Consider the following 13,429-nt stretch of genomic DNA (forward strand, 5'->3'; position numbering starts at 1 on the left):
CCGAAGTCCGGCACTCCCCTGCGATGTCGGACCCCGGACGGCCCGTCCGCAGTGCGGCCCCCGGCGGCATGAGCATGATCACGGGGGTCGCTTTCCGTACTGCGTCTCACGCCGCGTTTATGTCACTGCGCGACGACAACCACCCCGACGCCCGCCGCTGATGACGGTCACGGGGCTCAGTCGAAGGACAGACCCCCGGTACGCGTCCGCTTCAACTCGAAGAAGTCGGGACACGTGGCCAACACCCGGAAGCTGTCGAAGAGTTCGGCCGCCCTCGCGCCGCGCGGAATCGCCCGCAGCACCGGCCCGAACCACACCGTCCCGTCGACATGCAGGGTCGGCGTCCCCACGTATCCGCCCGACTCCTCCTCCACGCCCGCCTCATGACTGCGGCGCACGGCCTCGTCGTACGTCGGATCGTAGGCGGCGTCGGCCAGTTCGGCGGGGAGGCCGAGTTCGGCGAGGGATTCGGCGATGACGGCGTCGAAGTCGTCGTAGCGCCGCTCGTGGATGCGGACGCCGAAGGCCGTGTAGAGGTCCCGCAGGACCTTGTCGCCCTGCTGTGCGGCGGCGGCCACGGCGACGCGGACCGGGTCGATGGACTTGTCGACCAACTCCCGGTACCAGTCGGGGAGTTCGTTGCCGGTGTTGTGGAGGTAGAGGCTCATCGCGTGGAAGCGGAGGTCGAGCGGGCGCTCGCGCTCGACCTCCAGCAGCCAGCGGGAGGTGATCCACGCGAAGGGGCAGGCGGGGTCGAAGTAGAAGTCGACGCGGACCGGGGTGTCGTGACTCATACGGACAACGCTAGCCGCCGATTAGGCCGAGCACTCGGCCCAATACGGCACTCTCTCACTGGTCCACTTCGGCCGTGGCCCGCTGCCTCGGGTTCCGTCCGCTGGACGCGAGGGCCCGCTCGAAGACGGGGGCGTCGGCCGGTACGGGTACCGGGTCGGCGAAGCCGTCGTACTGGCGGTAGAGGTCACCGTGCTTCTCCACCACGGCGAGGACGAGTCCGGCCGCGCCGTCCGAGACGGTGTACTGCTGGCCCGTGGCCGTGGCCACGTCCCAGCCGTGGACCGCCAGCTCCTTGATGATCATCGAGGCGATTTCGTCGGCCGGCATCTTCGCCATGCCGAGGTCGACCTCGCCCTCCCACACCGCCGGGTCGGCCCAGGCGGCGACGGCCCGGTCCAGCTGGGCCGCGTACGCCTCCGCCCAGTCCGGGTCGGCGGTGAAGTCGCGCGCGGTCAGCTCCTCGGAGAGCTGTTCGCGCAGGGCACGGTGCTCCAGGCCGTGCGAGGTGTAGAGGACCCAGTGGTTGACCATCGCGCGGACGTCCCAGTCGGGGCAGTGCGTGGGGTCGTCGAGCCGGTCCGAGGTGACACCGCGCGCGACGCGGGCCGCCTCGGCGGCGCATTCGATCATGTGCGGATACAGGTCGTTCGGGTGCGGGTGCTGGTCGTGGTTGCTCATGGCTCCCACGCTAGGGAGGGCGCCCTCAGGACTCTTGAACAAACGCGACAGCGTCGTCAGCCAGCCGGGTCAGCTCGTCGAACGGCAGCGAGCCGGGCGTCCTGCGCTCGCGCGCGAACCCGTTCGCGAGCCGTTGCAGCAGGTCGTTGAGCGGTGTCGGTACGCCGTGCAGCCGCCCCAGCAGCGCGATCTCGCCGTTGAGGTAGTCGGCCTCGATGGTGCCGGTGCCCCGGTTCAGGGACTGCCAGGAGGAGCCGCCGCCGCGCGGGGCGCCGTCGATCTCCACGAGCTGGATCTTGTCGCCGCGCGCCTCCTTCTCCTCCTCGGCGTCCGCGTACGCGATACCGGCCGCGTCGAGCACGTCCGCGCCCTCGGCCCGCACCCGCCCGTAGAACGCCAGGTGCTCCTCGGTACCGCGCATCTCGGCGACCGCCTCGATCGCGTTGCCGAGGTTGCCGAGCAACTTGGCGTACTGCCAGCGCGTCACGTCCGGCACGACCGGCGCCTCGAACCTCGACTTCTCCAGATCGGCGGAGATCAGCCCGGCGGTCTCGTCCGTACCGTGCGGATAGCGGCCGAGGTGCAGGATGCCGGTGAGCGGGGCGCCCTCGGCGGCGACCACACCCGGCTCGACGAAGGTCGCGGGCAGCCAGACGCAGACGCCGTAGACCCGTCGGAAGCGGCGCAGTGCCAGCCGCTGGCTCTCCACCCCGTTCTGCGCGCAGACGACCGGGAGTCGCTCGGCGGCCGTGCCGCCGCCGGTGACCGGTGCCGGGCCCCAGAGCGCGAGCGCGGACTCGCTGTCCTGTGTCTTGACGGCGAGCACGAGTACGTCGTCGGGCCTCAACTCGCCCAGTTCGGCGGGGTCTTCGACGACCGGCACTCGATACGTCGACTCGCCGTCCGGCACCTTGAGCCGCAGCCCGTGCTCGGCCAGCGCCGCCCGTTGCGCACCCCGCGCGACCAGCACGACCTCGCACCCCGCCCCGGCCAGCCGGCCACCGATGGCCCCGCCGACCGCCCCTGCTCCGATGATGATGTAGCGCATGGGACGAGCCTCGCACAGCGCGTACGGGCCGGGTCATCGGGTACGTCTTCTGGTCAACTGGCGGTCATCTCAACGAGTTTGACCACGGTGTTCCAGTTGCGGGAGGTCGCGATCAGCCCCTTGTTCAGCCGCGGCCGGGAGAGTTCCGCGGCGAGCTTGGAGCGGCCGAGGCCGTCGGGGGCGTAGAGGTACAGGGCGCGGTCGCCGAGGCGGAACTCCTCGGGGAGGTAAACGGATCGGTCGATCTCCGCGAAGCGGTCCTCGGCGACGGACGCCGAGTAGTACGTGACGTGGAGTTGCTTGCCCTCCAACTCGGCGGCCGGGAAAGGGCAGTTGTCGGCGATCGCCTTGAGGTACGCGTGGTCGCGGACGATGACGTCGACCGCGAACCCGAACCGCTCCTCGATCGCCTGCGCGAGTTCCGTCGCGAGGGACTCCCCGTCGCCGTGACCGCTCGCGAACACGGCCTGGCCGCTCTGGAGATAGGTGCGGACGTCGTCGTGTCCGAGGCCTTCGAGGAGCGTGCGCAACTCGGCCATCGGGAGCTTCTTGTTGCCGCCCACGTTGATCCCGCGCAGGAGCGCCGCATACGTCGTCGTCATCCGCACACCATAAAGCGGCCTTCGTGCCCCGTGGGGGTGGGCACGACGGCCGCTCCATGTGGTGTGCGGGTGTCCGCTCCCCGTGGGGTGCGGGTGTGCGGAAACTCTGGCGGATGAGGTGGCTCCGGATCAACACCTACAGGCCCGTCCACCGCCACCTGTGACTTGTCCAACAAGGTTTCGTAATAACAAAGCGGACCCCGGCCGACGCATCGGACACCCTGATCACCACCCCCGAGCCGCCGCGATAGATGTAAGGGGCCGCCGTCCTCCCCAGTGGTGAGGGTCCGGTGTCCGTGCGGAGGAGCCGGTCGTCCGACACCTCACCGGTCAGCACGAGGGGACGTTCTTATTCCGCGCATACCTTCGAACCATGAGGTGGCGGCAGGGGGCTGGCACCGTGCACAAGGGGGCAAGCCCGTCATGGGGAACGGAGATTCGCGGGTACGGGGGCTCGCCGCCCGAGCCGGCGGCTGGAGCGCCCGGCACCGGTGGGCCGCGGTCGGCGTCTGGGTGCTGTTCGTGGTGCTGGCCATGGGGATCGGCTCGGCGGCGGGCCGCGTCGACGTCGACGAGAGCGACCAGCTGAAGGGCGAGACGCACACCGCCGCCACGATCATCGACGACGCCGGGATCAAGGAACCGGCCGGTGAGACCATCCTGATCCAGTCGAAGGACACGTCGGTCACGTCCACCGACAGCGAGTTCCGCTCCACGGTCACCGCCGTCGTCAAGGCCGTCCAGGGAACCGGCCGGGTCACCGACGTGACCTCGCCGTACGACACGAAGACGATCTCGAAGGACGGGCGGAGCGCGCTCGTCCAGTTCGACATGCGCGGCGACGCGGACACCGCCGGCGACCGGGTGGAGCCGGTACTGAAGGCCGTCGCCGGGGTGCAGAAGGACCATGGCTCGCTGCGGATCGAGGAGATCGGCAGCGCCAGCATGGCGAAGCAGTACAAGGACGCCTTCGGCAACGACTTCAAGAGGGCCGAGTACTCCGCCGTGCCCGTCGCCTTCGGCATTCTGCTGATCGCCTTCGGCGCGCTGGTGGCGGCGCTGCTGCCGGTGGCTCTGGCCATGACCGCGATCGTGGCGACGATGGGTCTGATGGGCCTCGTCAGCCACGTCCAGCCGATGAGCGATACCGCCAACTCCGTGATGCTGCTTGTGGGGTTGGCCGTCGGCGTCGACTACTGCCTGTTCTATCTGCGCCGCGAACGCGAGGAGCGCGAGGCCGGCCGCGACGCCGGGGCCGCGCTGCGGATCGCCGCCGCGACCAGTGGCCGGGCCATCATCGTCTCCGGTGTCACGGTGTGCGTGGCGATGGCGGGCATGCTGTTCACCGGGCTCGCCGAGTTCGAGGCGATGGGCCTGGCCTCGCTGATGGTCGTCGCGGTCGCCATGGTCGGCTCGGTGACCGTACTGCCCGCGCTGCTCTCGCTGTTGGGCGAGCGGGTCGAGAAGGGCCGCATCCCGTTCCTGCGCCGGCGCGGTCGCCGGGGCAACGGCGAGAGCCGGTTCTGGACCGCTGTCCTGCGACGCGTGCTCGCCAAGCCCCTGGTCTCCGTCCTCGTGGCGACCGGCGCGCTGCTCGCGATCGCCGCTCCCGCGGTCGGTATGAAGACCGAGAACCTCACCCTGGACCAGGAGTTCGGCAACTCCCTGCCGATCGTGGGGACTTACAACCGCGTCAACGACGCCTTCCCGGGCGGCTCCGACCCGGCCGAGGTAATCGTCAAGGCGAAGGACATCAACGCACCTGAGGTCAAGCAGGCGTTGGCCGACTTCAAGGCGCGGGCGGTCAGTTCGGGTGCCTCGCGCGGCCCGGTCGACATCAAGCTGCACGACGCGCAGAACGTCGCCTTCGTCTACGTCCCGCTCGTCGGCGGCTCCGACCAGGACAAGGCCTCGAAGAGCCTGGAGAAACTGCGCGACGAGGTACGCCCCGCGACCCTCGGCAAGGTCGACGGCGTCCAGGCGCCGATCACCGGACAGGTCGCCGGTTCGAAGGACTTCAACGACCAGCTCCTCGGATCGGTCGTCCCGGTCTTCGCGTTCGTGGTGGTCTTCGCCTTCCTGCTGATGCTGCTCTCGTTCCGCTCACTGACGGTCGCGATCACCTCGATCGTCCTCAACCTCCTTTCCGTGGGCGCCGCTTACGGCATACTCGTCGCCGTCTTCCAACACGGCTGGGGCGCCTCGCTGGTGGGCGCGGAGGGTGTCGGCGCGATCGTCACCTGGCTGCCGCTGTTCCTCTTCGTCATCCTGTTCGGCCTGTCGATGGACTACCACGTGTTCGTCGTCTCCCGTATCCGCGAGGCGCGGCTGCGCGGCCGTTCGACCCAGGACGCGATCCGGCACGGCGTGGTCACCACGGCAGGCGTCGTCACCAGCGCCGCCGTCATCATGGTCGCCGTCTTCGCGATCTTCGGCACCCTGTCCATGCAGTCCATGAAGCAGATGGGCGTCGGCCTCGCCGCCGCGGTCCTCATCGACGCCACGGTCATCCGGGGCGTCCTGCTCCCCGCGGTGATGGCCCTGCTCGGCGAGCGCAACTGGTACTTCCCGAAGTGGCTCCACCGCCTGCCCGACCTCACGCACGACGAGTCGCCGGAGGAGGTCACGCCCACGTCCGCGGTGACGGGCGAGGGCGAGCCCCTGCGGGTATGACTCCCCATGATCGAGGGCCTGTTGGTATCCCGGGGGAACCAACAGGCCCTCACCCATGTCCTACGACATCTCCTGTCCTACGACGTCTTCAGCGCCGCGTACAGCCGTAGCCAGTGGTCCGGCGACACCTCGCCCACCAGGACGCGTGGGTCGAGGCGCGCCGCACGGAACGCGGTGTCCACGCGCCGTCTCGGATGGGCCCGGCGCAGCGAGGCGTGCAGCGAGCCGCCCACCCCCGAGAAGCCCAGCTCGACCAGGTGCCGCCAGCCGTGCAGCGCGGCGGGTTCTAGCAGCGGGGTCCGGCGCCGCTCGATCCGTACGATCCCGGCGTCGACGCGCGGCACGGGACTGAACCGGCGCCGGTCGACCCGGCCGACCAGCCGCCATTCGTACCGGGGCCAGGTGCGGACCGTCAGCAGGGTCCAACTGCCGTAGTTCCCGGTGCGTTTGCGGGCGTATTCGAGTTGGGTGAGCAGGGTGGCGTCGGTGAGGGCGGGGGCGCTCAGACACCAGTCGACGATGTCGGCGGTGCGGGAGAACGGCACGTTTCCGGCGACGGCGAACGGGGTGCGTGGCGGTCGGGTGTCCATGAAGTCCCCGGCGACCACGTGGACTTGGGGTGTGGTGGAGAAGCGGGTGCGGAGTTTCGGTACGAGGCGGGGGTCGATCTCGTGGGCGTGGAGTTCGCGGCAGCGGGGTGCGAGCCTCGCGGTCAACGCGCCTTTTCCCGCGCCTACTTCGAGGAGGAGCGGTACCTGTTGTCCCTGCGGGACGGCGAGGCGGGCGACGTGTTCGGCGGTGGCGCGGTCGGCGAGGAAGTTCTGCGAGAGCGCGCGGGAAACGTGGGTGGGGCGGGCCATGGCCTGCGGTCCTTGTCTTCCGTGAAGGGCATACGGGCAGACGAAGGCCCCGACCGGAAGAACAGGGAGAAGTGTCAGCGGGCGTGCATGCCCGGGCCGGTCAGGGCACCGGGGCTGCGGCGGATGCGGATCGCATGCGTGCAGCTCCGGTTGAGACCGGAGTTCACGATCGCGTTCGTGGCTGACATGTGAGGCACGCTAGGTGGTTCGGGTGGGGTGGGGCAACGGAGTTTCGTGGTGGGAGGCGCCATCCGGGGAGGGGGTGCGGTTGAGTGGCGAGTGCGCGCCTGTGGGGGCTGGTCGCGCCCACGCGGCGGAGCCGCATATCGATGCAGCCCCGCGCCCCTAGAAACTGGGCATCAGCTCATCAGCGTTGGTATCTCGCCAGGACCAAGTTGCCGTCCCTCTCCAGGCGTTGGCGTAGTTCGGTGAGGGTGATCGCGCCGCTGTAGTACTCCTGGAACGCGGGGGTCGCCACCTTGTCCTTCCACTCGGGGTAGCCGCGTACCGACTGTGCGGGGGCCGAGACCAGGTCGGCGGCCAGTGCGGTGCCGGTGGACCAGTCGTCCTTGGTGGTGTGCAGGGCCGGGGACTTGAGGGCCTGGGTGCCGGTGGGGAGCATCCAGTCGCCCAGGGCCAGGCGGACCATGTTCTTGGGCTGGAGGAGGAAGTCGATGAACTCGGCGGCCTCCTTCTTGTGCGGGCTGTCCTCGGCGATGGACAGGGTCTGCGGGCTGACGCCCTGGGCGAGCCCGTCGGCGCCGGCCGGGGCGGGCAGCACCTGCCAGTCGAAGCCCTTGGGCGCCTGTTGCACGATCTGTTGGCGGTAGGAGAAGCCGAGCGGGATCATCGCGTACTTGCCGCCGAAAAAGCCGGGGAGCGTGTCCGAGCCGCCGCTGCCGAGGGTGGTGGGTGAGGCGCTGTGGTCCACGTTCGCCTGATCGTGGATCGTGCGGGGGACGACCTGGTCGGTCGCGTCGAAATGGACGGTCACTTTGCCGTCCTCACCCCGGTGGAACAGCTCACCGCCCGCCGACAGCGAGAGGTTGAGCGTCGCGGACACCGGCTCCTTGAGCGGCCAGGCCACGCCGTACTTGCCGTCGCCGCTCAGCCGTCGGGTGATGTCCCTGAACTCGGGCCAGCTCCAGGGGTGTTCGGGGGTCGGGATGCGTACGTCCGCCTTCTTCAGCCAGGAGGCGTTGGCGACGAGTACCCGGGGCTCCTGGAGGAAGGGCACGCCGTAGACGCCGTTCCCGAACGTCGTCGTAGCCCAACTGCGTTGCGGGATCTCCGACTTGAGGCGGGTGGGCAGCAGGTTCCGGAGGTCGGCCAGGTAGCCGCCGTAGGCGAAGTCCGCGAGGTCGTCGGAGGCGTCGTGGATGATGTCCGGCGCCTCACCGCCCTCGAAGGAGGTGAGCAGTTGGTCGTGGACGCTGTCCCAACTGCCCTGCACGTACTCGACCTTGACGTCGGGATGGGTGGCGTTCCACTCCTTCACCAGTTCCTTGTTGGCGGTGACGGACTCGTCCTGCCAGGCCAGGGACTGGAAGCGGAGGGTGATCCGGCCGGTCGCGGAGTCGCTTCCGCCGCCTGTGCAGCCGGCTAGGAGCAGGGTCAGGGCGAGGGCGAGGATCCATCGGGGTCGCATCAGCTCTTCACCGCCCCGGTCAACATGCCGCCGGTGAGCCGCCGTTGGATCAGCGAGAAGACGACCAGCGAGGGCAGGGTCGCGAGGAACGCGGCGGCGGCCAGCGGGCCGAGGTCGGCGACGCCCTCCGCGCCGATGAAGTGGGTGAGGACGACCGGGAGGGTCTGTTTCTCCGGGGTCTTGAGGAGGACCAGCGCGAAGAAGAACTCGTTCCACGCGGTGACGAACGCGAACAGCGCCGTCGCCACGATCCCCGGCGCGAGCAGCGGTGCCGTCACCGACACGAGTGTGCGGAGCTTTCCGGCGCCGTCGACCGCCGCCGCTTCCTCCAACTCCGGTGGTACCGCCCGTACATAGCCGACGAGCATCCACAGCGCGAACGGCAGCGACCACACCACGTAGACCAGCACCAGCCCGGCCAGGGAGTCGATCAGCCGCAGGTTCTTCAGCACCAGGAACAGCGGGATGATCACCAGCACGAACGGGAACGCCTGGCTGACCACCACCCACCCGGTCGCGGCCCGCGCGAGCAGTGTCCGGCGCCGGGCCATCACCCACGCCATTGGGGTCGCGATCACCACGGCGATCAGCGCGGCCCCGAGCGCGGCGAGCAGGGAGTTCAACGCGGCGTGCAGCAGGGGCTGTTCGTCGAAGGCCTGGCGGAAGTTGGCGAGGGTGGGGTGCCTCGGGATCCAGGTGGGGTGCAGACTCCCCAGCTCTCGCGGGGACTTGAACGCGGTGGAGATCAACCAGAGGAGGGGGAAGGCCAGGAAGACGAGATACGCGAGCAGGGCGATGTACTGGCCGACACGGGCCCCGGTACTCGCCCTCATCCCTGAAGTACCGCTGGTCCTCACGCGTCGTCTCCTCCCCTCAGCCGGCCCACGAGGAAGACGGCCAGGAGCACCGAGATCACCGCGACCATCACGCATCCCATCGCCGCCGCGTAGCCGAACTGGCCGTAGCGGAACGCCTCTTCGTAGGCGAAGAGCATGGGCAGCCGGGTGCGGCCGCCGGGTCCGCCGTTGGTCAGGACGTAGACCAGGGCGAACGAGTTGAAGTTCCAGATCAGGTTGAGGGCCGTGATCGCCAGCGCCACCGGTCTGAGGGCGGGCCAGGTGACCGTGCGGAAGCGGCGCCAGGCTCCGGCGCCGTCGACGGCCGCCGCCTCGTGGAGTTCGCGCGGGGTGTTCTGTAGCCCGGCGAGCAGGGCGACCGTCGTCTGGGGCATGCCGGCCCAGACGCCGACGACGATCACGGCGGGCAGCGCGGTCGTCAGGCTGCTGAGCCAGTCCCGGCCGTTGCCGAGGCCGAGGTCGTGCAGGGTCTCGTTGAGGATGCCCGCGTCCGGGTTGTAGACGATCCGCCACATGATGCCGACGACGACCTCGGGCATCGCCCACGGGACGATCGCCAGCGCCCGGGCGAGCCAGCGCATCCGTAGGTCCTGGTTGAGGAGGAGGGCGAGGCCGAGGGCGAGCAGGAACTGCGGGACGGTCACGCCGACCGCCCACACCAGCCCGATGCGGAACGACTCCCAGAACAGCGTGTCGTGCAGCAGATCCCGGAAGTTGAGACCGCCGATCCACTGGGTGGGCGCGGTGCGGCCGGACTGGGAGTCGGTGAAGGCCAGCAGGATTCCGTAGAGGAGGGGTCCGACGCTGAGCACGAGGATCGGGATCAGGGCGGGTAACACCAGGAACCAGGCCGCGTGGTCGGGAGCGCGTCGCCGTCGGTCGCGGCTCGGCGCGCGGTTCTGTGGTCTCCGCGCCTCCGTCACCGATACCCCCGTCACCGATGTCATGGAATCAGCCCCTTTGCACGGCCCGGTCGGGCCCCGTCATGGTCGTGAACACGTCGTGCCTCGTCAAGGCACCTCGCACGCCGTCCCACCTGTGCGAATGGGACACTGGCCGTCGGATGGCGGGAACCCGACGCCGTACGCACACGCACAGGGATGACTCGGAGGCGGACGATGGACGAGGCACGGGCCCGGGACGTACTGGCCGCGGCGGACGTACTGCCCGGCGCGGCGCGGGACGCGCGGCTCCTCGCCCTCGGCGAGAACGCGGTGTTCGCCGCCGGTGACCTGGTCGTCAAGGTGGGCCGTGACGCCGAACTCCTCGACCGTGCCCGGCGCGAGCTGAATGTCGCGCTGTGGCTGGCCGAGGCGGGCGTCCCGGCGGTGCGGGCCGCCGAGCCGAAGGCGCGTCTGGTCGAGGGGCACCCGGTGACGGTGTGGCACCGGCTGGCCGATTCCGTACGTCCGGCCGAGCCCCGGGATTTGGCCGAACTGCTACGCCTCGTCCACGCGCTTCCCGCCCCCTCCTTCGAACTCCCGCCCCGCGAGCTGCTGGGCGGGGTGGAACGCTGGCTGCGGCTCGCGGGCGACGCGATCGACCCGGCGGACGCGGACTATCTGCGCGAGCGGCGGGACGGGTTCGCGGCTGCCGCCGCCGCGCTCACGCCGCGCCTGACGCCGGGGCCGATCCACGGGGACGCGTTGCCCCGCAATGTGCATGTCGGGCCGGAGGGGCCGGTGCTGGTGGATCTGGAGACCTTCTCCTCCGACCTGCGTGAGCACGATCTGGTGGTGATGGCGCTCTCCCGCGACCGTTACGCCTTCCCGGCCCGGGCCTATGACTCGTTCACCGAGGCGTACGGGTGGGACGTGCGGGAGTGGGACGGCTGTGGGGTGCTGCGCGGGGCTCGGGAGACGGCCAGCTGCGCCTGGGTTGCTCAGCATGCGCCGAGCAACCCTGAGGCGTTGGCCGAGTTCGGGCGCCGGGTGGCATCCCTGCGGGACGGGGACGAGACGGTGCGGTGGTTTCCGTTCTGAGCGCCTAGTGATCGGGGCCGATAGGTTTTCGGGCGAGTGACGGTCGTCTGTGGCTGGTCGCGCAGTTCCCCGCGCCCCTTAGGGCGCGCGTCTCATCCGGAGTTCGCCAGCTCAGACCGTTTCGTCCTCCAGCTCGCGCAGTGGCCACGTTCCGTCGATCACCGCGTCCTGTTCGCCCTTGCGGCGTAGGAAGCTCTGGAAGTCGGCGGCCCATTCCGCGTACCACTCGATCTGGCTGCGGTGCAGCTCGGCCGGGCCGAGGGCGGCGACCTTGGGGTGGCGGTCGGCTATGGCGCCGGCCAGGCGGGCGGCGGCGAGGGCGTCGGCCGAGGCGTCGTGCGCGGCGTCGAGGACCACGCCGTACTCCTGGCAGACCGCTTCGAGATTGCGCTTGCCGCGGCGGTAGCGGTCCACGGAGCGGTCGATCGTGTACGGGTCGATGACCGGGGCGGGGTCGGTGCCGCCCAACCGGTCGCGCAGGGACGGGAGTCCGTGCCGGCGCAGCTCGGCGGAGAGCAGGGTCAGATCGAAGGCCGCGTTGTAGGCGACGACGGGAACGCCCGTCTTCCAGTACGTCACGAGGACGTCCGCGATCGACTCGGCGACCTGGTCGGCGGGGCGGCCCTCGGCGGTGGCCCGTTCGTTCGTGATGCCGTGCACGGCGACGGCGTCCGCCGGGATCTCCACGCCCGGATCGGCCAGCCACTCCCGGCGGCCTATCGGCCGTCCGCCTCTGACCTCGATGACCGCGCCCGTGACGATGCGCGCCTCGCGCGGCTCCGTCCCCGTCGTCTCCAGGTCGAAGCCGATGAGCAGCTCCTGGTGCCAGGCCATGACGGCCCCCCTTCTCGGTGGTGCTTTCCCCCAGTGGTCTCCACGATCGCATGCGCCACTGACAATCCGATGACCGCGTTCCGCTTACCGCCGGAGCGGCCCCGGTCCCGGCCCTGGGACAGGTCAGGACACCGGTCGCGAATCCGCCCACATCTGCTCGAACTCATCGCGATAGGTGGGGAAAAGCGCGCTGTCATCCATTTCGTCCGACTTGACCAGTCGGCTGCCGTTCCGCAGCACCAGCACCGGTGCCTCCATGCCGCGGCTGCGGCGCAGATAGGACTGCACGACGGCTATGCCGTCCGTGCCGTCGCCGTCGACGAGGTACGCCGTGAAGCGGGGTGTCTCGTCGAAGACCTGGATCTCGAAGGCGGCCGGGTCGCGCAGCCGGGACCGCACCCGCCGCATGTGCAGGATGTTCATCTCGACGGCGCGGCTCAACTCGCCCCGCTTGATGCCGAGTTCACGCTCGCGCCGCTTCACCGCGCTGGAGGCGGGGTTGAGGAACAGCAGCCGCGTCCGGCAGCCCGACTCGGCGAGGCGGACGAGGCGTCGGCCGGAGAAGTTCTGCACGAGCAGGTTGAGGCCGATGCCGATGGCGTCGACCCGGCGGGCCCCGCCGAAGATGTCCTCGGCCGGGAACTGCCGCATCAGCCGCACCCGGTCGGGGTGCACGGCGACCACGTCGGCGAACCGGTCGCCGATGAGTTCCTCGACCGCGTCGACGGGCAGCCGGCGCGCCGAGGGCACGTCGCTGCCGGCGCCGAGGGTCTCCAGGAGTTTCGCGGAGGCCCGCTCGGCCTGGTTGAGGACGGCCTCGGACAGGGCGCGGTTGCGGGAGACGACGTTGCGGGTCACTTCCAGTTCGTCCAGGGCGAGTTCGACGTCCCGGCGCTCGTCGAAGTACGGCTCGAAGCACGGCCAGTGCTGCACCATCAGCTCGCGCAGCTGCGGCAGCGTCAGGAAGCTGATGACGTTGTCGTCGGCCGGGTCGAGCAAGTAGCCCTTGCGGCGGCTGACTTCGCGTACGGCGACCGCGCGCTGCACCCACTCCTGGCCGGCCGGACCGGCCGCGGCGACCACCCACTCGTCGCCGTGGACGGGTTCGTAGATGGGCCGCAGCACGGCGGCCACGACGGCGCGCAGCCGCTGCTCGACCAGGTTCAGCCAGATGTAGGCGCGGCCGGCTCGCTGGGCGCGCGTACGCACCTCGCGCCAGGCGTCGGCGTCCCAGTCCAGCTCCGGACCGATGGAACCAGCCGCGTCCATCGGACGTGCCAGGGACACCGCGCCGGGCGGGACTTCTGCGGAGTTCCCCTCGTGACCCTCGTCACCAGGGGGCAACTCCAGCCCTCCCGAGCCCACCCGTGCACCGCCTTCCGCTCCCCCGAGCTCTCCCCAGTCTCAACGATCAAGGAAGGGTACTCCGGGACCGGTCGGCGGTGCAGCCGG

General features: G+C 70.1%; 12 protein-coding genes. 2 read left to right on the plus strand and 10 right to left on the minus strand.

What is annotated here, in order from left to right; translation table 11 throughout:
- Window positions 1-176: 176 nt before the first annotated feature.
- Genes OG194_RS09835 through OG194_RS09850 form a run of 4 tightly spaced genes read right to left on the minus strand, consistent with a single transcriptional unit; the run spans window position 177 to window position 3,123 of the window.
- A complete protein-coding gene (locus tag OG194_RS09835; protein WP_327400471.1) occupies window positions 177-794 on the minus strand; it encodes a mycothiol-dependent nitroreductase Rv2466c family protein in 618 nt (205 codons plus the stop codon).
- A 55-nt stretch (window positions 795-849) separates the two neighbouring features.
- Window positions 850-1,473 carry a TIGR03086 family metal-binding protein gene (locus OG194_RS09840; protein WP_327400472.1) on the minus strand — a complete coding sequence of 208 codons (624 nt, stop codon included), beginning with the start codon at window positions 1,471-1,473 and terminating at the stop codon, window positions 850-852.
- 25 nt (window positions 1,474-1,498) lie between these two features.
- Window positions 1,499-2,521 carry a ketopantoate reductase family protein gene (locus OG194_RS09845; protein ID WP_327400473.1) on the minus strand — a complete coding sequence of 341 codons (1,023 nt, stop codon included), beginning with the start codon at window positions 2,519-2,521 and terminating at the stop codon, window positions 1,499-1,501.
- 53 nt (window positions 2,522-2,574) lie between these two features.
- A complete protein-coding gene (locus OG194_RS09850; protein WP_327400474.1) occupies window positions 2,575-3,123 on the minus strand; it encodes a DUF1697 domain-containing protein in 549 nt (182 codons plus the stop codon).
- Between the two features lie 423 nt (window positions 3,124-3,546).
- Here OG194_RS09850 and OG194_RS09855 point away from each other — a divergent pair, with 423 nt between their 5' ends.
- Window positions 3,547-5,796, plus strand: coding sequence for an MMPL family transporter (locus tag OG194_RS09855; protein ID WP_327400475.1), 2,250 nt, complete (start codon window positions 3,547-3,549; stop codon window positions 5,794-5,796).
- A 77-nt stretch (window positions 5,797-5,873) separates the two neighbouring features.
- Here the strand turns inward: OG194_RS09855 and erm are convergent, their stop codons facing one another.
- The 4 genes from erm to OG194_RS09875 all read right to left on the minus strand — a co-directional run bounded on the left by erm (window position 5,874) and on the right by OG194_RS09875 (window position 10,108).
- Complete coding sequence (erm, locus tag OG194_RS09860; protein ID WP_327400476.1) at window positions 5,874-6,656, minus strand: ErmE/ErmH/ErmO/ErmR family 23S rRNA (adenine(2058)-N(6))-methyltransferase; 783 nt, start codon at window positions 6,654-6,656, stop codon at window positions 5,874-5,876.
- Between the two features lie 367 nt (window positions 6,657-7,023).
- Window positions 7,024-8,304: an ABC transporter substrate-binding protein gene (locus tag OG194_RS09865; protein WP_327400477.1), complete on the minus strand. Its 1,281-nt coding sequence runs from the start codon at window positions 8,302-8,304 to the stop codon at window positions 7,024-7,026.
- Window positions 8,304-9,137, minus strand: a complete 834-nt coding sequence (locus tag OG194_RS09870; protein WP_327400478.1) for a carbohydrate ABC transporter permease — start codon at window positions 9,135-9,137, stop codon at window positions 8,304-8,306. Before OG194_RS09870 ends, OG194_RS09865 begins: the two co-directional genes overlap by 1 nt.
- A 20-nt stretch (window positions 9,138-9,157) precedes the next feature.
- Window positions 9,158-10,108, minus strand: coding sequence for a carbohydrate ABC transporter permease (locus OG194_RS09875; protein ID WP_327400479.1), 951 nt, complete (start codon window positions 10,106-10,108; stop codon window positions 9,158-9,160).
- 171 nt (window positions 10,109-10,279) lie between these two features.
- Here OG194_RS09875 and OG194_RS09880 point away from each other — a divergent pair, with 171 nt between their 5' ends.
- Complete coding sequence (locus tag OG194_RS09880) at window positions 10,280-11,143, plus strand: phosphotransferase enzyme family protein (protein WP_327400480.1); 864 nt, start codon at window positions 10,280-10,282, stop codon at window positions 11,141-11,143.
- Window positions 11,144-11,254: 111 nt separating this feature from the next.
- On the opposite strand, the gene OG194_RS09885 is transcribed toward OG194_RS09880, so the two are convergent.
- The gene (locus OG194_RS09885) at window positions 11,255-11,977 is read right to left on the minus strand and encodes a 3'-5' exonuclease (RefSeq protein WP_327400481.1); all 723 of its coding nucleotides are present in this window, start codon (window positions 11,975-11,977) and stop codon (window positions 11,255-11,257) included.
- A 123-nt stretch (window positions 11,978-12,100) separates the two neighbouring features.
- Window positions 12,101-13,342, minus strand: coding sequence for an SAV2148 family HEPN domain-containing protein (locus tag OG194_RS09890; RefSeq protein ID WP_327400482.1), 1,242 nt, complete (start codon window positions 13,340-13,342; stop codon window positions 12,101-12,103).
- Window positions 13,343-13,429: the final 87 nt, after the last annotated feature.

This window comes from Streptomyces sp. NBC_01288 (genome assembly GCF_035982055.1).
GTDB lineage: Bacteria > Actinomycetota > Actinomycetes > Streptomycetales > Streptomycetaceae > Streptomyces.